The organism is Micromonospora sp. B9E7 (assembly GCF_039871815.1).
Lineage (GTDB): Bacteria > Actinomycetota > Actinomycetes > Mycobacteriales > Micromonosporaceae > Micromonospora.
Map to the genome: position 1 here is coordinate 26,622 of NZ_JBDPLX010000021.1, position 24,201 is coordinate 50,822.

General features: G+C 69.0%; 17 protein-coding genes. 11 read left to right on the forward strand and 6 right to left on the reverse strand.

Annotated elements, in window-relative coordinates; genetic code table 11:
- From ABGB10_RS26605 to ABGB10_RS26640, 8 genes are all read left to right on the forward strand, one after another.
- Entirely contained in the window at nt 1-438 is a 438-nt protein-coding gene (locus ABGB10_RS26605) for a hypothetical protein (protein WP_347663701.1), read from the forward strand.
- 21 nt (nt 439-459) lie between these two features.
- Complete coding sequence (locus ABGB10_RS26610; RefSeq protein ID WP_347663702.1) at nt 460-1,497, forward strand: hypothetical protein; 1,038 nt, start codon at nt 460-462, stop codon at nt 1,495-1,497.
- A gap of 107 nt (nt 1,498-1,604) precedes the next feature.
- Nucleotides 1,605-2,687, forward strand: coding sequence for a peptidoglycan DD-metalloendopeptidase family protein (locus ABGB10_RS26615; protein WP_347663703.1), 1,083 nt, complete (start codon nt 1,605-1,607; stop codon nt 2,685-2,687).
- 100 nt (nt 2,688-2,787) lie between these two features.
- Complete coding sequence (locus tag ABGB10_RS26620; RefSeq protein ID WP_347663704.1) at nt 2,788-3,459, forward strand: hypothetical protein; 672 nt, start codon at nt 2,788-2,790, stop codon at nt 3,457-3,459.
- A 77-nt stretch (nt 3,460-3,536) separates the two neighbouring features.
- Nucleotides 3,537-4,676, forward strand: coding sequence for a DUF4314 domain-containing protein (locus ABGB10_RS26625; RefSeq protein WP_347663705.1), 1,140 nt, complete (start codon nt 3,537-3,539; stop codon nt 4,674-4,676).
- 63 nt (nt 4,677-4,739) lie between these two features.
- Complete coding sequence (locus ABGB10_RS26630; RefSeq protein WP_347663707.1) at nt 4,740-5,222, forward strand: hypothetical protein; 483 nt, start codon at nt 4,740-4,742, stop codon at nt 5,220-5,222.
- A gap of 350 nt (nt 5,223-5,572) precedes the next feature.
- On the forward strand, nt 5,573-6,739 hold the full coding sequence (locus ABGB10_RS26635; RefSeq protein ID WP_347663708.1) for an AAA family ATPase: 1,167 nt from the start codon (nt 5,573-5,575) through the stop codon (nt 6,737-6,739).
- A 37-nt stretch (nt 6,740-6,776) separates the two neighbouring features.
- Nucleotides 6,777-8,414 carry a VWA domain-containing protein gene (locus tag ABGB10_RS26640; RefSeq protein WP_347663710.1) on the forward strand — a complete coding sequence of 546 codons (1,638 nt, stop codon included), beginning with the start codon at nt 6,777-6,779 and terminating at the stop codon, nt 8,412-8,414.
- A 261-nt stretch (nt 8,415-8,675) separates the two neighbouring features.
- Here ABGB10_RS26640 and ABGB10_RS26645 read toward each other — a convergent pair whose 3' ends face one another.
- Complete coding sequence (locus tag ABGB10_RS26645) at nt 8,676-10,739, reverse strand: ATP-binding protein (RefSeq protein WP_347663711.1); 2,064 nt, start codon at nt 10,737-10,739, stop codon at nt 8,676-8,678.
- Nucleotides 10,740-10,924: 185 nt separating this feature from the next.
- Between ABGB10_RS26645 and ABGB10_RS26650 the strand changes: the two genes are divergently transcribed.
- Together ABGB10_RS26650 and ABGB10_RS26655 are read left to right on the forward strand one after the other, a co-directional pair.
- Nucleotides 10,925-11,326, forward strand: coding sequence for a DUF4262 domain-containing protein (locus ABGB10_RS26650; protein WP_347663712.1), 402 nt, complete (start codon nt 10,925-10,927; stop codon nt 11,324-11,326).
- Between the two features lie 909 nt (nt 11,327-12,235).
- On the forward strand, nt 12,236-12,973 hold the full coding sequence (locus tag ABGB10_RS26655) for a hypothetical protein (protein ID WP_347663713.1): 738 nt from the start codon (nt 12,236-12,238) through the stop codon (nt 12,971-12,973).
- A gap of 172 nt (nt 12,974-13,145) precedes the next feature.
- On the opposite strand, the gene ABGB10_RS26660 is transcribed toward ABGB10_RS26655, so the two are convergent.
- The 5 genes from ABGB10_RS26660 to ABGB10_RS26680 form a co-directional block, all read right to left on the reverse strand.
- Nucleotides 13,146-14,015 (reverse strand): DUF2637 domain-containing protein, encoded by an 870-nt coding sequence (locus ABGB10_RS26660; RefSeq protein ID WP_347663714.1) that lies wholly within the window; start codon nt 14,013-14,015, stop codon nt 13,146-13,148.
- Nucleotides 14,012-17,056, reverse strand: coding sequence for a BTAD domain-containing putative transcriptional regulator (locus tag ABGB10_RS26665; protein WP_347663715.1), 3,045 nt, complete (start codon nt 17,054-17,056; stop codon nt 14,012-14,014). Before ABGB10_RS26665 ends, ABGB10_RS26660 begins: the two co-directional genes overlap by 4 nt.
- Before the next feature lie 801 nt (nt 17,057-17,857).
- Nucleotides 17,858-18,493 (reverse strand): hypothetical protein, encoded by a 636-nt coding sequence (locus ABGB10_RS26670; protein ID WP_347663716.1) that lies wholly within the window; start codon nt 18,491-18,493, stop codon nt 17,858-17,860.
- Between the two features lie 241 nt (nt 18,494-18,734).
- Nucleotides 18,735-20,834 (reverse strand): hypothetical protein, encoded by a 2,100-nt coding sequence (locus tag ABGB10_RS26675; protein WP_347663717.1) that lies wholly within the window; start codon nt 20,832-20,834, stop codon nt 18,735-18,737.
- Between the two features lies 1 nt (nt 20,835).
- Entirely contained in the window at nt 20,836-22,467 is a 1,632-nt protein-coding gene (locus tag ABGB10_RS26680; protein WP_347663719.1) for an Hsp70 family protein, read from the reverse strand.
- A gap of 956 nt (nt 22,468-23,423) precedes the next feature.
- Between ABGB10_RS26680 and ABGB10_RS26685 the strand changes: the two genes are divergently transcribed.
- Nucleotides 23,424-23,957 carry a very short patch repair endonuclease gene (locus tag ABGB10_RS26685; RefSeq protein WP_347663721.1) on the forward strand — a complete coding sequence of 178 codons (534 nt, stop codon included), beginning with the start codon at nt 23,424-23,426 and terminating at the stop codon, nt 23,955-23,957.
- The last annotated feature ends 244 nt before the right edge of the window (nt 23,958-24,201 follow it).

Sequence of the window (24,201 nt, forward strand, 5' to 3'; positions counted from 1 at the left end):
ATGGCACACCCCGCACACCCCGAGGACCGCAGCCGGCGTCCCAGCGACCGCACCGCAGTACCGGACGACGTCACCGACAGGCTTCTGTGGGCGCTCGCGGTCTACGTCGCCGCCGCCCACCAGCCCGGATCCGACGGCGCCTGCACGAACCTGCAGTGCCGCGGGCAGCACAGCCCCTGCTGGGCGCTGCGCACCGCCCAGCGCGCCCAACAACACGCCCGAAGCGCCACCACCACCCTCGCCCCGCCGCCGTCGCCGCGCCCGGTCGGAGGCGCACGCGGACGTGCCCCCGTTCCCGCCGCGCCGCGCCGCTTCACCGGCTGGTTCACCCCCACCCACCCGCCGGCACCCCTGATGCGGCCCGCGCACGCACCGGGCGCGGTGCCGCCGGAATCCCGGCTCCACCGGCGTCCACCCGTGGCGGCACTGGCCGCCTGAGCATGCACCTGGAGGCAAACAGTGAACTTCCTACCGAACGACACACTCGCCGGCTACGCCCGCACCGCCGTCGACCTGCGCACCCGCATGGTCGACTACCACCGCAGCCCGCTCGCGGCGCAGTACCTGCAGGCGTTCTTCGGCAGCCGCCTCGCCAACCACCCCAGCCCCAGCCCAGCGGGCATGGCAAAGGTCCTCGACGCGGTCCGCGCCATCACCGCCAACCCGTGGCGATTCGGCGAGCCGTACGTCATCGCCCCCGCGATGACCGCGATCATCGCCGCCGCCGCGACGGCCCTCGACCTGACCAGCGAGGTGCTCCCCGCCGACATCGCCCCCGACGACGGCGGGGTGCTGTTCCTCCCCGAACCGATCTACCACCGCAGCCTCAGCGGCAAGGTGTCCTCCATCGGGGCGATCACCTGGGCCCGCACCACCAACACCAGCAGCGGCCGGTCCTTCTGGGCCATCGCTGGCTGGGCCGACCACCGCGACCCGCACGACCCGGCGGCCGTCCGCCGCCGACAGCAGCTCGCTTTCCGGCCCGACCTCGCCCGCCAGTTCGGCCCCTACGTGCTGACCGACTTCACCGAGATCCCCATCGGTCAGCCCGTCGACCCCCGCCCCGACCTGCCGGTCCTCGACGGGGACGACCGCGGCTGGGAACCGGCACCCGACGGCCGGTTCTGCATCGACGAGACCAACACCCCGATGCGGGCCTGCGCCGCCGTCGCCTACGCCTTCTGGCGTATCCAGGCCCAACCCCTCGCCACCGTCGCCGCCGCCCCCCTGGACCGCGCCGCCCGCCGCCGCGCCGTGCGCGCCAGCATCCGCCACGACACCCGCGTGGTCATGCTGCGCCGCACCAGCCCCCTCGCCGAACCGACCGACGGCGAACCCAAGTGGCACTACCGGGTGCGGTTCGTCGTCCACGGCCACTGGCGACGCCTCATCGACCACGACGGCCACCCGTACCGCATCTGGATCAACGCACACATCAAAGGCCCCGACGGGGCGCCCCTGCTGCACGGCGAGAAAGTCGCCGTCCTCGCCCGCTGACTCCCGTACCCGCCCGAAGGCCGCGCGACGCCTCTCCAGGCCCGCGCGGCCTTCGCCCTCCCCGCGCCACACCCGCCCGCCTCCCTGCCTTGAAGGAGTGACCAGTCATGACCATCCGCGTGCTGTCCTGGATCGCCATCGCGGTCGCCGGCGTCCTGTTGCTGTGCTCCGGACTGGCCACCACCCTGATCTTCAGCGGCGGCGCCGGTGCCTGCGGCATGACCGCCAGCGTCACGGCCACCACGTCGTCGGCAGCGCTCAGCCCCGCTCCGGACGGGATCGCTCCGATCGGTGACTGGAACGCCGAGCAGGTGGGCAACGCCGCCACCATCACCGCCGTCGGTATGCGCCTCGGCGTCCCGCCCCGCGGCTGGGTCATCGCCGTGGCCACCGCGATGCAGGAATCCTCCCTGATCAACACCCCGGGTGGGGACCGCGACTCGGTCGGCCTTTTCCAACAGCGACCCTCCCAAGGCTGGGGCACCCCCGAACAGTTGCACGATCCCCAGTACGCGGCGACGAAGTTCTACCAGAGGCTGCAGGCCATCGACGGCTGGCAGGCGATGCCGCTGACCGAGGCCGCCCAAGCCGTGCAGGTCAGCGCCTTCCCCGACGCCTACGCGAAATGGGAAGGACCGGCCACCCAGCTGGTCACCGCGATCGCCGACACCACCGGCCTGCCCACCGACGGGCTGGCCGAGTGCGGGGCCAGCGGCCCGTGGACGCAGCCGCTCCTCGCCCCTGTCGGGTCGGGGTTCCGAAGCTCGGAGCGGCCCGGCCACGACGGCGTCGACCTCAGCGCCCCGCGCGGCACCGTCATCCGCGCGGCGTCCGCCGGGACCGTCCGCACCGTCCGCTGCAACGCCGTCCACGCCGACACCGGCGCTGAATGGGGCTGCGACCGCGACGGCGACCCCGAGCTAACGCGCGGCTGCGGCTGGTACGTCGACATGGACCACGCCGGTGGGCTGCTCACCCGCTACTGCCACATGGACCAACCCCCGATTGTGACGGTCGGGCAGCCGGTCGCCGCCGGCCAGCCCATCGGCGTCGTCGGCTCCACCGGCCACAGCTCCGGCCCGCACCTGCACTACGAGGTGCACCACAACGGCAATGCCAGCCCGAACGGCGCGATCGACCCGGTGCCCTTCATGGCCGCTCAGAACGCCCCGCTCGGCACAAGGCCCTAGAGGCGATGCCGGCGGATCCATGGCACCCAAGCTCGGCTGCCGTCCCGCCCGGGACGACCGCCGCAACCCCCATCCACACATCCCTGAGGAGGAAAGGCACGTGAGCACACCCACGCTGATCGGCGTTGCCGCGTTCCGCGGCAGGTACACCGCCCGCCTGATCCAGTTCGGCGAGGGTCCGGAGGTTCTGGTGCCGCTGCTGCGCCGGATCTGGACCGAAACGTTCGGCCGTGACACCGACGCCATGGCCGCCGCGCTGCTGGCCCGCAACTGGTGGTCCCTTGCCATCAACCCCAAGCCCCGGCGCTGGGACCGGCAGCCGCCCGTGCCCGGGCTGGGCTACCCGGTCGTCACCGAGGACGACACGATCCGGCAGGGCTCGCTGCGGGAGAACCTCGACGGGTTCGTCGAGTGGCTGTATCTGCTGCACCTCGACCAGCGGCGGCTGGTGGTGTACGAGGCGACGGTCCACGACCGCTGGCTGCGGCACAGCGCGCACCACCTCGACCCGGTCGAGGACCTGTTCGTCACCGCACCCGCCCTCGACGGGGGTGGCCCGGAGATGACGGTGTGCACCGTCTGCGGCGCGGTCGACGAGATCGACCACGTCGAGGTGCCGTCCATGGCCGGCTACGGCTACGACACCGCCACCAGCTGCACCCGCTGCGGCTCCTCGGTCGCCACCGACCCGATGTTCGGCGATCACGTCACCCGCAAGCCCTGGCCGTCGCAGCAGCCCGCCACCGGTGACGGGACGGGCAGCGCCAGGTGAACACCGACCACATGCCCGTGCCGGCCGCCGATGACGGCCGCCCTTCCACCGACCCCGACGACCGATCGGAGACCACCATGACCAGCTACGAGACCGGCCAGCGCATCGCCCTGGTCCACACCAGCGACCCGCACACCCTGCTGCGCCCCGGAGACACCGGCACCGTCCGCCGCCACGACCAGCGGCACAACATCGTCGAGGTCACCTGGGACAGCGGCTCGACACTGTCGATGTGCCTCGACGCCGGCGACCGCATCGCACCGGTCACCGCCACCCCGCCTCGCACTGGCGGCCTGGTCGGCGAGGCCACCGGATGGGCCGCCGCGCTGCAGCGGATGCGCGCCGCCGGCACCGAGGCTGGACGCACCGCCGCCGAGTGGTGGGCGCAGGACATCATTGGCGCCCGCGTCGGCGGCGACACCCGCCTGGCCGCGCGCCGGATCCTGGCCGGCGTCGAGGACGGCGATCCCGCCGTCCTCGACGCCCTGCCCCACTTCTCCTCGGCTGGAGAGTCGGTCGACATCGCCGGGTGGGAGCTGTTCGCCGACGCCACCGGCGACACCACGGGCTGGTTCGGGCTGCGCCTCCAGCAGCGCGACGAGGCGATGGCCGTCTACCGCGACGCCTACGACACCGCCGTCACCGACCGCGTCGCTGAACTGTGTCACCTCGCGGCCAGCCCCACCGGCCGCGACGTGTCCCACCTGCACCCCGACCGGGTCCGTATCGGCGACGTCGGTGTGTTCTCCGGCGACTGGGCGCGCACCACCGGCCCCGACGGCGACGACCGGATCGAGGTCGGGTTCGTCGGCGCCCTGATCGACCACTGGAACGGGTGGGCGGTGTTCTCCTGCACCCGCCCGGTGGCCGAGGCGATCGTCGCCGACCAGCAGAGCCACCGCGACCAGTACCGCCACCGCCTGCGTCAGCAGGGAGTACCAGCCGACGACCTGGACCGGCGGGTCGACGCGGAACTGGCCGACCTGCACTTCGACGGCGACGTCATCGTCGCCGACCAGCGCGCCCTGTCCGACGACCCGGAAGCCATCGAACGCATCACCCCCGACGCCGACGGCCGGTACGTGGTGATGGGCCGCAGCTGGTGCTGGGAGGCCGTCGACCCGTACGACTGCGACCGGATCGTCGGCGACCTGCCCGACCCCGACCAGGCATTGGCCGGACCCCCAACCAGACCCCGCCGCGCCTGTCGAGGCTGAGCCGAATTCGGCGGCGGCATCCGACACGCCCCACGACAGGCAAGACCACCAGGAAGGAAACAAGTGACCATTCGTACCCAAGAGGAGATCGTCATCCGGGTCTGGGCTCTGCGGGCCGACCGCGGGGACATCTTCGGCTTCCGCGAGGAGGTGCTCGTGGAGGCACTCGACCTCGACCACGCCCGCCAGGTCATCGCCCCCCGACACCCAGGCGAGTGGACCCAGCGGGTCGACCACGAGACCTACGCCCGGGACTACCTGCGATTCGCTATCGGGAAGATCATCCACCACCGCGGCAACTCCGCGAGCCGGTCGGTGGACAAGCTCAGCGAACTCGCCTGGCTCCTCAGCCGCGACGACATCGTGGCGGCGATGGACCACGCCGGTTACCCGATGTACGGGGCGTCCAAGGTCAAGGCGTTCGCCGACGGGTTCGGCTGGCCGTTCCTCGACGACCTCGACGGCGACGACAGGCTGGCCCTGGCCCGGATGGCCGAGGGACAGCAGTGCGACCCGCAGGGCTGCGAACGGGGCTGCGCCGACTGACCACAACCGGGCCACCGGCATCGCTCCCGACCCTCGACGTGCCTGCGTAGTCAGCCGGCACTCCAGCAATCCCGAACCCGCGCACCAATTCGACTTGATCGATTGATCCGGAGGGCGTTCCATCGTCGGCGCCGACACCGCCCGCGGCCTCGACACCGACCAGCACGCACCAGCGGCGACCCTGCGCGTCGCCGTAACCCTTCAGCACCACCGGGGTGTGGTCGCCCACCTGCCCGGCCCGAAACGGGCCGGCAAGGGCTGGCCCCACCCGTCTCCGCTGTGCGGTACCCACCGCCCCGTGCACCCGGAGACGGGTGCGCGGGCCCGACCCTTGGAATCGAGGAAACCCCATGACCACACCACACCCGCCGGCCGGTTCACCGCAGAACGACCCGGCCCCGGCCAGCGGCGCCGGCACTCCCGCCACCGAGGCGGGTTCCGGCCGGTCCGGCTACCTCTACCGCAAGGTCGCCCTGCACCTGGCCGACCACCCCGACACCATCCTCAAGGTCGGCGAGATCACCCGGGCGATCGGCGCACCGTCCTCCGGGGCGGTGTTCGAGGCGCTGAAGAAGATGGCGGCCGCTGGGCACGCCACCCACCACCGCGACCCGCACCACCGCTTCCAGATCACCCAGGCCGGCATCGACGCCGCCGGCACCCTCCCACCCGCCGCACCCCGCACCCGCTCGGGCGGCAGTGCTGGTGGTGGTCGGCAGGCGCGGCCCGCGCCGGTGCCGCGCCCGAACGGGACGCTGTACCACCCGCGGCGGCTCGGCAAGGGCTGGGACGTCGAGGAACTACGACGGCTACGCACCCAGCAGGTGCCCGTGCTGCTGTACGGGCCGCCCGGCACCGGCAAGACCGCCATGGTCGAGGCCGCGTTCCCCGACCTGCTCACCGTCGCCGGCACCGGCGACACCGTCGTCGACGACTTCCTCGGCTCCTACAACCCGATCCCCGGCGGCGGCTACGAATTCGTCCACGGACCGCTGGTCACCGCCATGCGTGACGGGCGGGTGCTGCTGGTCGACGACGCCACTCTCATCCCGCCCCGCGTCCTGGCCGTGCTGTACCCGGCCATGGACGGCCGCGGGGTCATCACCATCCCCGCCAACGGCAACGAGACCGTGCAGGCCGTCGACGGGTTCTACATCGTCGCCGGCCACAACCCGGGCGTGCACGGCGCGGTCCTCACCGAGGCCCTGGCCTCCCGGTTCACCGTCCACCTGCACGTCACCACCGACTGGGACCTCGCCCGCCAACTCGGCGTCCCCAAGCAAGTCGTAGCCGCGGCGATCGACCTCAACGCCGACCTCGCCGCCGGCAAGACCGTGTGGGCGCCGCAGCTGCGCGAACTGCTCGGCTTCGTCACAGTCCGCGACCACCTGGGCATGACCGCCGCCCTGGCCAACCTGGCCGGCATCGCCCCCGAGGACGCCCGCGACGACGTCACCGCCGCCCTGTCCCGACACACCGGCACGCCCATCACCGCGCTCGCCCTCGGCAAGCGCTAATCGCCGTCCACCTCAGATTTCTGGAAGGAGCCAAGCCGTGTCACGCCCCAGCACCCACCTACAGCAGGGCGCACCGCCGACGCCGGTCGGCGCCAGCGACTGGCATGACTGGTCCGCGGCGTGGACCCAGCACGTCCCGCTGCTGACCGGCCGTAGCGACCTCACCGTCCTCGTCGCCCCCGGCGCCGCCGGAGACGCGCCCGAATGCTTCTACCCCGACCTCAACCGCATCGAGGTCGACGCCACCTACATCGCCGAGCGCCCCGACATCACCGACCCGACCAAGGCCCGGCACAAGCGCCTCGTGCCCACCGGCTACGGGCTGCTCGTGCACGGTGCCGCGCACGCCGCGCACAGCCACTGGACCACCCCGCCCGGCACCCCGCCGATCCTCGCCGACGTCGCCAACATGCTCGAGGAATCCCGGGCCGAAGGACGCCAACGCACCCGCCGCCGGGGCGACCGCCGCTGGCTGCGCCACGTCGTGACAACCCTCCTCGACCCCGACGACGCGGCCGTCGACGACCCATGGCACGCCGGGCAACTCGCCGCCCTGCTGCTGGCCCGCGTCGACGCCCGCATCGTCACCAGCAAGGACGTCCGCCCCGTCCGCGCCGCCGTCACCGGCGTCCTCGGACGCAAACGCCTGCGGCAACTGCGGGACATCTGGCGGGAGGCCCACGGCTGCGACGACACCGACGCTGACACCATGATCTGCCTGGCCCGCCGGTGGTGTCAGGTCCTCGGCATCGACCCCGACCAGCAGTACAACACCCCCGTTCCGGACGTCGGCCTGTTCCCCGGCCGCCTCGCCGCGGCCCTCGTCGACTACCTCGCCGTCGCCGCTGGCGTCACCCCGGCCGAGTACGCCGCATCGATGCTGGCCCACCGGCACAGCCCACCAGCAGACTGGGACCGCACCGACCCGACCGAGCAGGAACACCGCGCCGCCCGCAACCTCGCCAACCGGCTGCGGCAGGCCCGCACCAGCCACCCCGAACCCGGCCGGCGCCCCTCGACGATCCCACCCGGCCGGCTGCAGACCCGGCAGGCCATCACCGCCGAAGCACAGACCGCCGCTGGGCAAATGCCGACCGCCGCCCCGTGGCAGCAACGCGCCCAACTGCCGCCCGAGAAACCCCGCCTGCACCTGGCGATCCTGGTCGACCTGTCCGGATCGATGAGCCGCTACACCGAGGCGATGTCCACCGCCGCGTGGATCTTCGCCAACGCGGCACGCCGCGCCCAAGCGACGACCACCACCATCGGGTTCGGCGACCGCACCACCGTCCTAGTGCCCCCACGCACCTACCCCAGGCAGGTGCTGCACATGCGCACCGGCCTCGCCACCGCCACCTTCCCGGAAGCGGTCAAGGTCGCCGACCAACTCCTCGACCTGCGCCACGGCCGCACCCTGCGGATGCTCGCCGTCGTCTCCGACGGCTACCTCGACGACATCCCCGCCGGCCAACAACTCGTCACCACCCTGCACCGCGCCGGCTGCGCCGTGCTGTGGCTACACCCCGCCGACCCGCCCACCGACGGCGAACCGTCCGACCCGGACCAGATCTGGGGGCACACCTTCACCCACGCCACCACCCTGACCGTCACCGACCCGACCGAGGCCATCGCGGCGATCGCCGACTCCGCCGTCACCGCACTCGCCCAGGCCTGAATCCCGACAGAGCGGGCCTCGATCCTCAGCCAACCAGTCCCACTCCGGGCCGCGGCGCTGCACCGGCTGCGGCCCGCGCAGCACCGTGCGCCGGGATCCACGACATACCAGGGGTGACCGCGACACTACGATCGCGCTCATTGGGGACAAGAATGAGTACACGATTCTATGGCGGTCCGGCAGTATCGTTCGGCCCAGGGCGCGCTCCGACGCAAACGTCAGCGCGATTGAAAGATTCGGAGTCAGAATTTTCGACTTACGCTAACCGACGGGGAGCCCGATCACATCAAAGAAAGCTCTATTTCGCTGCTTTGCGACTCGAATTAGCCTGTCGAACGACATCACCTCAATGTACGCATTGAAGGGTTTATGATAGCCGAAGTACCCCAAGTTGTCATCGGTTGGGGTCAGTTGATGCATCTTGCACCGAGTCTTGAGCGACGGTGTAAGGTCGGCGATCACGTAACAGAAGCCCGGAATTGTCTCTGCGGGAATGGGTCTACCTCTCGACGTCGTCACGCCACCTGCTCGGACCCTCTCTAGGTAGCTGAGGCACTGTTCGATTGGATCCTTGTCCTCGCCAGTGGCGGCGTCATTGCGCATTGGGCGCTTGATTTCCACGATAGAAAGGGATGCCCACGTCGGGCTTGCTCCCTCACCGACAAGGATAGGCGAGTCGCAGATCTGCAAGGCCAGAAGATCTGGTTCCTTGGTAGACGTTGATCCAGTGATAGGCATCGAACTTAGGGGCTTATCGGAGGCCAGGTAGTTGTGGAATGCCAAGCGTTCGTCAATTATCCACAGGTTGCTCGCTCGATGAGAGCCGTCATCAGAAGTGGTGCGCATTGGCATTAGGAGGTTGTGTATATGGTCCTCTCGGCAGTACTTGCCGTCTGAGTCTCGCTCGATGGCTTGAGCAAGCAAATCGAGAATCAGCTTCCGTCGAGAAACATACGCCGCCAAGTCGGACTTCTTGATGTCCTCGACTTTACTCAGATACTCGCTGAGCTTCGTCTCATATTCATCGCTGCCTAGGTCGAATACCGCCTCCCCAAGAACCTCTTGACCCTCTCGGAGTACTTGCGCCTCGAAATCGGTCAGTCGTTTATGAAGATCAAGCTCAAGCTCCTTGTCGCTGATGTTCGGATCGACACTCTTGCCTTCCTCCTCTAGGTGCCGCAGAATCGGCCTGTAGCGGGGGGCTTTTTCGCTGACGAAGATGTCGACTCGACTACGCCCCTTCTCGCGGGCTTCCACCAAGCTGTCATGCAGATGCGCCTCTACACTTTTAAATACCGCATGTCTGATGTCAGCCCTAGACGGCTCATCCTCAAGGAGTCGCTGCTGAACGGGCACCCCTTCATCGGGCAGTCGCGCCGAAATCTCCTCGATTTCAAAGTCGGTCCTCTCGGGCCGAACGCGTTCATCTAGGAATGAAGACGTCAGATAACCCGAATAAGTAAATTCGCCCTCAGTGTCGGATAGTGAACCGTGCAGGCCGTTAATCTTGCCGGCGATAACTTCTTCTATAACAACACGATTCGCCGCACACCAGTTTAATGTCGGCGTTGATTTTGCACTTGTCTTGACCTTCAGATGAATTAGGTCAAACTTCTTGTTTCCGACGGCGATATGATCGATCTTCGAAGAAGACCTCATGTAGTCTTCGAACAATTCCTGAAGATCAATCACTTCGCCGTTGTCGACAAGAATGACACTTGGCGCCCCACCCTCCCGAACGTAGTACCAAAGGCAATGCTCGAGCAGATCTCTCGCAATGGTTGAGCCTTTCTTGCGTGAACTCTGCTGATATAATTTACTAAATCCTACGAGGTGCACTTGGGCGTATGTTTCACCGGAATCGATGTCGGTTACTTCTTTAGTAACCACACCGTCCTGGGCGGTAAAGCTGAACTTCCGTAACCGAAGCCCGCCGTCGTCGCGGAACGCGCTCTCGACGTCAACCTTACGAAAAGCCTTCAGCCACAGAAGCCTTCCTACGCCGCGGCATCCCTGGCGAATCTTGTACTCGCTATCCAATGTCTCGAAAGATTCCATGTTCGCCGAATGGAATCCTGCGCCGTTATCTCGTATGAGGAACTCCGAAATCGGTTCCTGTGGCGCTCTACCAAGCGACGGCATCTCCAGGATGCCTTGCGGCTGACGAATGATCTCGACTCTGATTGCCCCCTTGTCAACGCCATCACCGTAGGTACTGTCGATCGACTGAATGGAATTAACCACAGCTTCGAAGAGAGGAAACAGGCCATGCGCCTTGCTCAGAGGCGTATTTCTTAGCCGCCCAGATAGCGAGGTATTGATCACTAGCCGCTCCCATCAGCCGATGAACTGACAGTCAGTGTATTGCTTGTCAACGCTCCGCCACAGCTCAGACGGGCGGTGTCTGAGGCGCTCGGAAGAAGCAGCGTGGAGCAAGGTTCATCTCTTTGCTCAGCCCACGTCATGTTGGTGCTGGCCACCCGCGCCTCCGCCGAGCACTGGGATGCCAAGTGCCACATCACGGACACGCTCGGGAGGTACGTCCCCAGGCCAGGCTCGATACCCACATCGACAAGGTCGGCAAAGCTCACGACTACCCCGAACTGATCACCGCCGGACTGCCACCCGAGGTCGCCCACAGCCTCCTCAACGACCTGGCTCGCCTGGTCTACGACAAGGCCGAACGGTTCGCCCACGGCAAGCGCATCAGCGACTTGATCGCCGGCTACGACGCGAGCATCGTTGAAGGGCCACCCACCGAAGAGCTGCTGCCCGCGATGGCGATCAACCGCTACGGCCGTGATCAGATTCGCCTCCAGCAGCTGGTGTGGCCCGACCAGCACGGCCGTTTCCCTTGGAACAACGGGTACAGCTTCGCCCCGCAGGCACAACCACTGATCCCCCAGATGTAACAGAGCAGGCCGACTCAGGTCCGCCGGAATCCGGGCGCTCCCACGGGCGCTCGGGTTCCGGCCGGGACCGGCCGCGCTGCTCGCTGCGTCGCGACCGATGTCAACGCCCACAATGGGGTAAACAACACCATTAGACAGTTACTCAGCGTTAGCGAATGACCGGCCTTCCCGTTGCTTGGGCGCCATGGAGTGAGAAGGCGGGGCTTTCCGTCGTCCCAGTGCCGTGCGTTTCGGGATAGTCCGCGTGGTCTCGGCCGACTCGCTGCCGTAGTCATCCCACAGTTGCCCCGGATCCTCCCCAGCTTGGGCAAGAACCGACCACCCATAGCGACGAGGCTCTGCACGCCCGCACGCTCGATCCGCAACATGTCAGTTCGTCGTTGCATGACCCCTCTTGCTTCATTCTCCGGTCACGGCGATACTGCGGTTCGACCGCAGAGCGCGGCGGAACCTGGCATCCTCGGAGCCCTACCGTGTCTAATCACCAGGACGACGATCTCCAGGCGTTTGCGACTCTTGAGTCCGAATTTCGGGCGGTGTGCAAGATCGCTATCAAGGCATGCCTTCGCCTCTCTCCGCCCTACCGGCCAGCGGCATGGAAAGGGATGATCTCCACCCTGGGTGCAGCGGAGGCCGCGAGACGGCTGGTCGTAAGCGGGGATATCCAGACCGGCTTCGGTCGGCTTGTTCAGGCTGGTCGGCCTGAGCTGACTATCGAATGGGAGATCCTCAATCCGAGGTGGGATCAGTTGTTCAGCGAGCAGCACCGAGCAGCCGCACGCTGGCGGCTCCAGCAAGCTGGCATCGAGCCGCCGAAACGGTAATCAACGCCAGCACGGTTCTGCGCGGCTGCGAGGGGTCGCCGAGCCGCAAGACCGATCCCAACAATGCCACAAGTGGATGTGAGACGTGTCCGACTACTACAAAGCCATCGTCGATGCCGGCCACGAAATTGCGGCGTCAACCAGGAACCTCGGCGCGTTGAGCTCGAATACTTTCGATGCTGCTCGCAGTCTCGGACGCGTCGACTTACTGTCGGCGGATGCCGAAATAGCGAAGCTGCTTGCGCGGAGCAAGCTGAAAGGCGTGATCATTGGGGTTGTCGCCACTGGCGGGATCATCGCAGTCACCACCGGTGGGATCATCGCAGCAGTCAAGTCTGCGCCATATATCAAGGGCTGGTTCAACGATCTGACGTCGAAGTCGAGTGGGAACTCCGAGATGAGCGAGGGCGAGAGGCAACCCGCCTTGGACGGCGCCGCTGCGACGAACTTCTCGCAACAGGTAGCGGCCGCGCTGGACGACCTCCGGACCGATATGAGCTGCGTTGAAGCGCAACGGCGACTGGCGATGATCATGATCGCTGCGGCGTTCATCGCCGATCAGATGCGAGCCCTGTCTCGTGCTCGCGTCGACGACGCTGACGCTCCGCAGGAACTGAAGACCGCGCTGGAGAGACTCTCGTCCCTAGACCTCACGGACACCCTCAACCGGATGCTGGAGGCGAATTCCTCCCTGCTCAGCGAAGAGACCACAACCGCGCTCATGAGGATCTTCGAAGGCGGCCGTTTCGTCGAGGGCGAATACCTGCCCCTGCGCAACGACAGGATCAAGGACGCGCTTCGCCTGACCGACGGCGAGGATTGAACCACAGAATGACTCTCGGATATCTGGCACCATCCTGTACTTCGAGCCGCACCCTGTCGGGTGCTCGCGGTCGCGGATCCCCGGGTTGCCTGGCACAGTCCCACGGCACAGCGGGCGGTCACGAGGCGTGAATCTGCTCGGCGGCACGGCTGGTGTCGTGTCGGTTCGTGGTTCACGGCGCGGGTGGCCGGTACCGGCGGACGGTGCGCTCGGACCGGCCGATTCTTGTGGCGATGTCGGCAGGGTGCAGGGCCGGGTCCTGGCGGTACCAGTAGGCAACGGCTCCAGCGGTGTCGGACGGCACCTCTGCGCTGCTTTCGCGGCCAGCCAGTTGGGGCCCATGTCTCTGATCCCCGAAGGGGTCCGGTTCAATTCGTTGGGTAGCGCCCGGAGTGTCTTTGTCCCGCTCGTCGGAGTTCTCGACCGGCGCGGCTGAAGAGCCGGTGGTGCGGGACCTGTTGCTCCCTGGTCGGTCTATGTCGTGGTGACAGGGATCCGTGCCCCGGTCGCGTGCGGCGTTCCGCGGGGGCGCAGGTGCAACTTCCTCGGCGTCGTACGCATCGGTCGGCGCGTGGGCCGGGCTGACGGAGCAGGTGCGGATCTGGCCCGCGATCTCGACCAGGCTGATGCTGGCCACGACGACGAGTCCGTCGACGGAGATGGGCAGGAGGTAGGAGGCGGCGGCGTCGGTTTCGCCGTAGCGGGCGGCGACGCCGACCATGTGCCAGTAGCTCACCCAGGCGGCGATGCCGGCGATCCCAGCGGCGGCGATCAGCCGCGCGGCGGCTAAGCCGCGGCGGTCCGCGGGGACGCGGGAGATGAGTTCGACGGTCAGCAGCAGCGCCAGCGGCGGCCATGCGGCGATGACCTGGCTGATCAGGTTCGGCCGGGCGTGCAGGACGTTCGCCGCGATGGACGCGGCGACGCCGAGGGCGAGAACTGCCCGCACGGCCCACCGCAGACGGGTCAAGTGCCGGGCGTCAACCTCGGCTATTCGCGGGGTACGGGCGGAGGTGTGCTGGGGTATTGGGGTGGCGGTCATGCGGCGGCTCCGTCGCCGGGCCGGGGCGCCGGCCGCAGGTCTGGTCGGCGAGTGGGGCGCTGGATCTGAGCGACCATCTGGTCGGCCAGGGTGATGGTGTCGTCGCTGGGTTCGGCGTCGATCTCGCCGAGGGCGCGGGTCAGAGAACGGCGCAGGCTGCGGATCGCGTCGAGGTGCCCGAGCGCGGCGCGGGCGCGCATTGCCTGCTGGTACAGCTCTTCGGCGTACGGGTTGTGGCCGATCGCGGCGTCCAGGACGGTGAGTTGCTCGGCGGGGTCACCGGCGAGGGCGTCGACCAGGGCGAGGTAGGCGTCGAGTGCCTGCTGCCGGACGGCTTCGCGGTAGGGCTCGATCCATTCGTAGTCGGCGCCGTCGGCCAGGTGCCCTTGGTAGGTGTCGACCGCGCGGCGCAGCGCGGCGAGGCGCTCGGCCGGGTCGGTGGCCTGGTTGGCGTCGCGGATCGCGGAGCGCATGCGCCACAGGTCCACGTCGACGGCGTCGTGGTTGAGCACGTACCGCTGGTGGGGGTGGGTGAGGTAGGTGCCGCGTCCTGCAATGCGGCGCATGATGGTTCGCAGGTCGGACACGTAGGTGTAGAGCCGGCCGGGCGCTTTGTTGGCGGGGGCGTCGGGGAGCAGGTCGTCGAGGATCGCCTCGGCGGTAGCGGCCCCGTCGTGGACGGCCAGGTAGACGAGCAGTTCGAGGGATTTCTTGCGTAGTGTCGGCCCGGGCGGCACGTCGATGATGGCGGCGGCGCCGAGCACGGCGACCTGGACCCGACCGTGGCTGGTCTCCTCGCTGCTATCGGCCGTGCCGCCTGTATCCGGTTCGTCCACAGCGTGCGTGGTCTCACTGTCGTCGGGAATGCCCGTACCGAGGGCATGGGCGTCGGTGGGCGAGGCTGCCTGGGCGGCGGGAGTGTTCTCACTGTCGGCGCTGTCCGGTGTTGTTGCCTGGGCGGCGGTCACAGGTTTCGGGTTGGATGCCGGCAGGTGTTCGTCGTCGCGGAAGGGGGCGTCGGGTGGCGCTGACTCGGTGCCGGGAGGGGGTTGCGTGTCGGGTGCGGCTGTGGTGGCTCGGGCGGGTTCGGTTGGGGCGGGTGCCTGCGGCTGGCCGGTGTGGGACTCGGCGAGGGTGACGAGCAGGTCGTTGGTCTCGGATGGGGTGAGGACGGTCAGCCGGCCGATGTCGGCCGGGTGACCGCCGTGGCGGGAGCCGTCACCGTCGGCGCGGCTGGTGGTGCCGTCGGCGGCGACGACGACGGTGTCGCCGTCGGGCCATGCGCCCAGCAGCAGGCCGTGGATGTCCAGGCGCTGGCCTTGGGCGAGGAGGGCGGCGATGCGGGTGCGCTGGTGGCAGGTGTCAGCGTCGGCCAGTAGCAAAACCGGCGGCATCGGCTCCTCGGTCGGGTCCGCCGCGCGGGCCTCGGCGACGGTGTCGACCTCGTGGGCGTCGACGATGCGGCTGCGGTGCAGGGTCTGCGCCTCGAGCAGGTCGAGGGCTTCGTCCAGGCCAGCGGTGACGGTCAGCCGCGGCGTGCGGGGCAGCGCGACGGCACCGGCGCCCAGTAGCGCCGCCGTGGTCGCTGATGGCATGACCAGCCATGTGCGGTCGTCCGGTGCGTCGAGGCCCCCGGCGGCTAGGGCGGCGGCCATGAACCCGCGGGCTGCAGCCTCCGCGCCGGGACCGGTGAGTCCGAAGCCGGCGGGCGGCCAGACCGCGGTGAGCGGGTGCGCCAACGACGGCACCAGCGGGCGGGGCGCGCATTTCGCGACGGATGGGGGTGTGCCGGACTCGTCCTCGTCGTCGGCTTCGGCCGGGCCAGGGCTGTCGTGGTCATGCCGTTCGGAGTGCTTCACGCTGTCGTCGGTCAGGTCGTTGGTCGCGGGCTGCTTGCCATGGCGACGGGCGGTGATGGTGCGGCGGCGGATCTGGTTGATCACGGCCGGCATGGGTGCCAGGTCGGGGTCGTCGAGGCGCGGGTCGGTCGAGACAGGGCGGCGCGTGTAGCGGTGTCGGCGGTGTGCCCAGATGAGGGCGACGGCGGCGAGGATGGCGGTGACGAGCCCTGCGTCGAGCCAGCTGCCGGTGTCGAGTGTGACCCCGCGGTCAGGTCGCGGCGTTGGCGTGTGCGGCTCGTCGCTCGCGTCGTGGTGGGTGGGCGTGGTCGAGGCGTGTGAGGTGGATGCCTGGTCGCCGGGCGTGGTGGTGCCTGTGGTTTCGCGTGCGCCTGGTGCGGTGCCGTCGTCTCGGTGGTGTGGCGCCGGTGTCGTCGGCTGGGCAGGCGGTGGTGGGGCGGGCGTCGACGGTGGTGCGGTGGGGCCGACTGGTGGTGGCGAGGTGCCCCTGACCGGCGGTTCGGTGGGTGACGTCGGCGATGCGGGCGTGCTGGTGGTGTCGGCGGGTAGTCGCAGGGCCCAGCCGGGGTGGATGAGGTCCGGGTCGTGCAGGGTGCCGCCGACCTGCGGGAAGTGGGTGCCGCGGTTAAGGGTGAAGATCTCCGGCCAGCGGTTAGCGTCGCCGAGGCACCGGTGGGCGATGGCGGACAGGGTGTCGCCGCGTCGCACGGTATAGACGCCGTCCGGCGACCCGGCGTCTTGGGCGGTCGGATGCGGGACAGGTGTGCCGCTCGGCCGCGCCGACTGGTCGTCGTTGATGTCGCCGGCGGTGGTGCTGGGCGGGGCTGCGTGCGCGGCGCCTGCCGCGGTGGTGACGGCGGTGGCGCCCAGCAGTGCGGCGGTGATGCCCTGCACGGGACCAGGGACGTGCAGCGCCGGCACGGCGCTGAGACGACGGGCCACCGCGCTGTAGGCGCGCAGGAGGATGGTGGTGCATAGCAGCAGCCACAGGGCCGCTGCTGCGGCGACGGTGAGTGCCAGGAGGAAGCCGCTGGTCATCGGTTGGGCGACCCACTGCCGGAAGGCGGCCGGTGACGGCAGCGTCGGCGTCCATACGCCGGTGCCAGCAAGGACGACGGGCACGGTCGCCGTACTCAGGATGGATATGGTGATCGCGGCGGTGCTCGTCGATCGGGTTGACACTGGCCCCTCCTCCCTACGGCGGACGCTCTGTCCTGCGGGTGTTCACCCGACGGCAGCGTGGCCTGGCGACGGGTGAGGCGGTTGACGGCGACGCTATGGCCGCCGGGGCGCCGGTGGGAGTCGCTGGTGGCTGACAGCACCTAACAACACCTCACACGACCTCACACGCGCAGGTCAGCGCTGTGGGCCGTAGGACGGTCAGCCCACGAGGTGGTCGAGGGCTACTCCATGGAAAGGGCTTGCGACCCGGGGCCGGACAGTGCCGGGATGGGCCACTGGGCGATCAGCCACCGCCCGGCAGGAGCCGCTCGGGTCACGGGGGAGGCGAAAGACGACGGCCTGCTGGTCCAAGTTCTGGGCGTGCCCCGAGGCTCGTGCTTGCGTGCGTCAGGGCGGTAGGTCGTACCAGGCGTGACCGTGCTGGATCGACTGCGCGCCACCGGGAGGCGGCGATGTTCCTGGCGACCGCCGTGGTCCGACAGTTGGCGACGGAGGCCCTGACCGGGCTGCGCGATCCGACTGGGCGACCGAGGACTTCCCTGCTGGTGTCGGTGTACTCGCTCAAATGCAGAGACAGGTACGGCTCGACGTACAGAGCTGCAACAAGGGCAGCCGGCGTCCCGGTGACTGGGCCGCCTGACGGCTGTGAAAGTGACCAGACCCGGGTCAGTAACGTTACGAAGGAGCCAGCGTTCAACGCGGCGCACAGCCCGGCGGCGCGACATCCCCGAGCCACCGACAGCGCGTCAAAAGGACTCAGCAGACACCGACGTTCGGTCGGGTCCTCTCCGCAGCCATCCCCTACAGCGCCACGAGGGCGACAACCACTGCGACCCAGGTGCCTATGAGCGCCATCAATGTAAGCCGCAACATCCGCCGCTCGGACTTACGCGAGGCGTCGGCTTCCCCTTTGAAGTGCGACATTTGCTGGACCGCGACGTCGCGGTGTTCGGCAGAAACTCGCACCATCTCCGACATGCGCTCAGAAACCTCCAGCAATGCCTGAAGGGTCTCCTGTGGCGTCTCGTCGATCTCCCACTCTTCGGCTTCGGGCATCTCCAGCACAGGCGGAACAGGGGGACTCACCGGTGCCACAGCGGTAGGAATTAACTTGGCCTTCGGCGCAGAAAACAGGTTGCCAAGGTTAGGCTTGAGCGCTGCCGCGAGATTCTCACTGATACGGCGGAACTGATCCCCGTACACCGTGTCGACGAAGCTGCCCAGGCTCTTGTTGATGTGGAGCATGGCAGCCTTCGCCGCCTCATGGGCGGGGTGGTCCGGATCAGCTTGAGCTTCCTCGAGCTCATCGAGGGTCAGTTGCATGCCGCGGTCGACGAGCGGGTCCCCGGTGGGCGCATGCTTGATGTCATCGAGATTGATGACCTTGCGCCGATCCTTGTGGGTGTCTGTCGTCGTAGCTTCTTGCTCGTCGCTCATGCCGAAGATGCTCGCATTGTCGAGGACGGGCTCGGCGCACGGATCCGCGATCCGCTCACGCGCCTCCGCTACGCGGCAACCGAAAGTAGTCGGTTCAAGCGGCCGTCCTGACGCTGATGTCAGCACTCAAGGCGACCAACGTCCATCAGTCGGCACGTGAATCTCTGTATGCCAACGTGTACCTGACTTTGCACTCCTGGCCGTACCCCGACAGCTGGGGCCAGCAAGAAGGTAGCGGGAGTCACCGGGTGGGGACGGCGGGCTGATCCATCAGGGTGGCTGTCGTGAGGTCGGAGTCGGTGGGGGTAATGCCCGCTGCGGCGAGGCGCCGGGTGTAGCCCTTCCGCAGGACGTCGGCCGCGTCGTGGTCGCCGAGGGTGACGAGTGCGGTGACCGCGCGGGTGTGCAGGTCGGCGTTGTACGGGTCGATGCGGATGCCCGCCTGCAGCCATGCCAGGGCCTCACGGGCGTCAGGGCTGGCGCTGGCGAGAGCCGCGTGTGCGTCGATGACGTGCCGGCGGGTGGCCTCGCGGATCGGGTCGAGCCAGGGCCAAGTCCGTCGGGCGGCGAAGTCACCAGGGTAGGCGTCGATGACGGCCTTCCAGATCGCCGCGTCGGTGGCGACGGCGGTGGTGGCGTCGCGGACCGCGTCGTGGAAGTGCCACAGGTCGACGGTGACGCCGGTGGGGTCGAGGCGGTACCGGTCGTCGCTGTGCTCGATGAGGGCCACCCCGGCCGTGGAACGGATGGTGGCGCGCAGGTCGCTGAGGGTGGTGTAGAGGCGGCCGGTGAGAGAGTGGCGTGGCAGGCCCGGCCAGATGGCGTCGGTCAGCTGCCGGGTGTCGGCTCCGTCGGGGTGGGCGGCGAGGAACACGAGGACTTGGAGAGCGGCGGTACGCCGGATCTCCACAGGGTGGCCGTCCAGCAGCAGGGTTGGTTCGCCCAGCAAGCGCAAGTAAAGGTGTCGCTTGTCGTCGCCGGAGCGGACGGGGTGGTCCTGGGCGGTGACCACCCCCTGCGGGGACCGGCCTGCCAGGGCGGGGTGGCGCGACGGGCCGGAGGTGCCAGGCTCTGGCGGTGCCGGGTCGGGGTGGGCGATGACGGTGAGCAGGTCGGTGGCCGTGACCCGGGCAAGAACGCACATCCGTGGTCCGGCAGACCCGCTGCCGTCCAGGTGGTGGGTGCGCCCCGACGGGTCGACCTGCCATGTCTGGCCGGCCGGCCACCGCCCCAGCACGGCCACCACGGCGCAGGCGGTGGCCAGACTCGCCAGGGTCTCGGTGTTGTCCGTCGCGGACGCCTCGTCGACGATGAGGGTTGGTCCGGGTGTGCCGGTGCCCTCCTGCGTGTCTCGTTGTGCCTGGCCTCGCCCGCCCAGGCCACGACCAGAGGGGGCGTCGGAAAAAAACGCCGCTGCCTGGCCGAGGTTGTCCATGACGGCCAGCCCCGGCAGGCGCCGGGCCAGCGTTTCGGCGGTGGGGCCGAGCAATCCGACCAGGACGGATCGGGTGGCGACCACGGACACTGCCGGATGATGACGCCCAGCCAGCAGGTTGGTGACGAGCAGGCCCCGCGCCGCGTCCTGCGCCCCAAGCCCGGTGAGACCGACCCCAGCTCGGGGGAAAGCATCGCCGACGGTTGGCCGGTCGAGCAGCGACGAGCCCGCCGAGGCGGAGCCAGGCTCGCCAGGTGGTGGTGTCGAGTCGGCGAGGGCGGCTTGCACGGCCGCCACTGTGGGGGGCAGCGGCGCCAGGTCCGTGTCCTCGCGGCTCGGTGGCCCGGGCGGGTGGGGTCGGTAGGAGCGGCGGCGACGGAGCCAGACCAGCGCCGCCGCGGCGCTGACCTGCTCCGCCACGTCGCGCGGCAGCCAGCCACCGGCGATGCTGATCCCCGCGTCGGCCAGGACGTCGCGGTCTGGTGGCGTGGGGTTGCCGGCTTCATCCAGGGTTCCTGCCGCTGCCGGCTGCGTGGGCGGCGGTGGCGGTGCGGTGATCGCGTGGGAGCTGACACCGAAGACGGCCGCGCCGGCGATGCCACCGGCGGTGGCCTGCCAGCGTGTCGGCAGCGGCATGCGCCGCAGCCACGACACGGTCGCGCTCAGGCGGGTCAGCACCCGGATCGTGACCGTGTAGGCGAGCAGGAGCCACAACAGCCACGCCGCGATGGTCAGCGCGGCGGTGAGGGTCTGTTCGGTCAGCGGGTTCTGCACCCACTCCCGTGCCTGCCCGGCGGTCGGCCACCCTTGTATGGGTGCTCCGACCAGGGACAGCAGCACTATTGGAGGGCCGGCCAGAAGGGTGAGGACGGACAGCAGCGATATCAGTTGCCGCGACAACCGCATGTCACCCGCCTCCACCCGGTAACATGTCCGCCCGAACCGAGCTGGTGGGCGGTGCGGTGGGAGTGGGCAGTGCGGGGCGCAGGACACGGCTCCAGAGCCGAGTAGCCCACCAGGTCGCGACGGCGATGGCGTAAATGACGCCGAGCATCCCCGCGGCCCGTCTACTGACGATCGCCGCGCAGATCACCGCCAGCGGAGCGGCGAGGATGAGACGGAACATCAAGGGCGTCACCACCGCCATGACCACGGCCACGCCGAGGAGGAGACCGCCGACGCGGCCGGCGATGTCGATCCACAGGATCCGATCCGGCCACCGGTCGGCGGTCAACGAATACTGAATCAACCCCATCCCGAGCGTCGCGGCGACGATGGATCCAGCCGGCGCGGCCAGCAACGCCGACCAGCCGCCGTGCGGGGTCCGCCACTGCCGGGCGGCGACGACCGCCATCGCCACGGCCATCACCAACACCGGCGCGATCGGCCACAGCGCCCACTTCAGGTACGGGCCGACGGGCACACCGAAGTATTGGCTGGTGACCACCGCATACAGACCGGCGATCGCCGCGCCGAGGGACACCGCGGCGAGGATCCCGACGCTGACCCGTCCCCCTTCGGTTCGGGTGCCGGGGGTCGGACTACGGGCGGCGATCAGCGAGCCGAGGACCGTGCCCGCGGCCAGGCACGCCAGCAGGGCCATCACGGCCGCCATCGTGAACTCGCCCCAGTTCACACTCACCGAGTAGTACACACCGAGCACCCCGTGCTCCTCGGCGGTCAGGAGGCACTGCCAGATCAGGGCCAGCGACGCGAAGCCCGGCACCGCGATCGCCGCCGCCCGCCGCACGGGCGGCACAGGCACCTCCACCCGCTCGACCGCCCCGGTATCGACGGCGCCGACGTCAGCGGCGCCCCGAGCCGCGACCAGCCCCGGCTCGGGCACGATGACGGGTGCGGCGCCTGTGTGCTCGGCGATCGCCGCCGCCAAGTGCGGTAACTGGGCGCTGCCGCCCACACAGTAGATACCGGCGAGGTCACCGACCGTGAGTTCAGCGGCGGCGACGGTCTCCTGCGTCAACTGCGCCACGCGCCACGCCACCGGCCAGGCGGCCTCGTCGAGCATCGCACTGTTCGCTATCACCGGCGGCCGGTCCGGGAGCGGAACCGTGACAGCCGGATGGCTCACCAACGCTTCCTTGGCCACACGAACGCTGTCCGTCACCGACGCGCGCGACGCGCCCTGGCCCTCTCCCGCGGACGCGCCGATGAGGGCGTCGGCGAGCGCGTGATCGACTGCCGTGCCGCCAGCCGCCGCGTCGGCGAGGGTCGCGAGGACCTCGAACCCGGCCGGCCCGCGGCGCAGCACCGTCACCTCCGCACCCGCGCCGACATCACAGACGACAAGGAACGCTCCGACCGGCACCCGCACACCAGTGGTGAGCAGATACTCGGCGACCGCCACCGGGGCCTCCACCAGACGCGGTTGCGGCAACCCCGCCCGGTGCGCGACCTGCCGCATCCAGGTCCGCCGCCGAGGCCCCCACCCCGCCGGGACCACCACCCGCACATCCCGCACCGGCTGACCGACGACCCGCTCGGCTTCGGCGGCGACCCGGCGCAGCGGCGGCGCCGCCACCTCCAGCGCGTCGCCGCCAGCGTCCCCCGCCGTCGCATCCTCAACCGGAATGCGCGGCCCCGGAATGAATGCTCCATGCTGATCTCGTGCGGGCTGCCCCGCCGGCGCCGCCTGGCCGTTAGCGGGCACGAACGACGCGCTGGGCACGTACGGGGCCCCGTCGAACAACAACACGTGCGTGCTGCCGTCGGCATATGCCAGGACGGCTCGGGTTCCAGCGCTGCCACAATCGATCGACAACCGCGCTTCCCCCGCCCCCATATCTATAGTCAAACATGAGGATCACATTCACGTCACCTGTCAATCACTCATGGCCAGCAGAGGTTATCTGGAACCGCACCAGCGTTACCGTCCACCGAACCGCCAAGGCATCTCGTCGAGGAAACCCTCGGGATGGGCCGCCTAATACGCCTGCGTGCTTGGATACCGGTCGCCGCAGTACCGCTTCCGCAGATGCCCAGCGAACCGCTCGCACTCCTGAGGTGGTGCCACGCCACCGCAGCAGCGATCGCGCGGCCAGCTGTCTGGGCCGATCTCACTCGCCCTGGCCACGGCATCATCGCGCCTAGCGAACCGCTCGCTCGCGGCTGAAGCGTTCACCGCTGGCCGTCGGGTGGAGCGAAGCGTGTAGTAGCCGCTCGTTGGGCCCCGCGCGGTGATGCTGCGACGCTGAGCTGCGATTACGCTGTCGCCTTCGACGGGATCCCGGCAGCCGTCGTGGACGCTGGCGAGATAGTGATAGCCACGCCGAGCCCGGCGAGAGCGACGGCGGCGATGTGCATACGACGCGTGCGAGGTTCGAGATTATCGATGGCTGATGGCGGCACGAGACTTTCGCCACCGCCGTTTCCCCACCGTAGGGCGACGGGGACGATCTCTGACGAAGGTCCGGGGGGTGACGCGGCGAGGTGAAGAGCGGCCGGCGCTCGTGCGGATATGGTCAGGCTGGGGGTGTGATGACGATCCACGACGATGGCGGCTCCCCGCCGCCGGGTGGCGCTTCGGGAAGACCCTGGGTGGCTACGACCGAGGGAAGCCACCTGCGGGGCCGCCGCACACGGGACACCGCACCCGAGGTCGCGCTGCGCCGCGCCGTGCACGCTCTCGGCCTTCGATATCGCTTGGGGCGAACCCTGTTCAACCGGTGCCGGCCGGACCTCACGTTTCCGGGCCCTCGCGTCGCGGTGTTCGTCGACGGATGCTTCTGGCACGGTTGTCCCCAGCACGGGCCGACCCGCTTTCGGGGTCCCAACGCGGACAGGTGGGCGGCGAAGATCGAGACTAACAGGCAGCGTGACCAGCGGGTAGACAATGAGTTGGTCGGAGCCGGCTGGCGAGTAGTCAGGGTGTGGGAATGCGAGGTACGTCGAGAGGTAGGTGAGGCGGCACGCCGGGTTGCCGATGTGGTGTGTGACTCGTCATGCGCGGACACCCTTCCTCAAGGTTCGGTCGCCCACCTTCTATCCGGCCGGCGTTCCGCCCCGGACTAACCTCCCTGCCGCCGCCCGTCAACCGGGAAGTGTCCCTTTACCTGCAGGGCGGCGAGCCGGTTAGAGCCGCGAGGTACATCAGACTTTGGCCGTTCGACTCATCGCGCCGGTCCTACCAGTCCTAGGGTCTGCGGTGTGCCCAATCCCCCTACGGGCCGCTTCTGCCTCTGGCCCGGTTGGACCCGCCGTTGCGCGTCGAATGGGCTGTGGCCACTCCATGGTCCCGGAGCCTGGACCGAGCCCG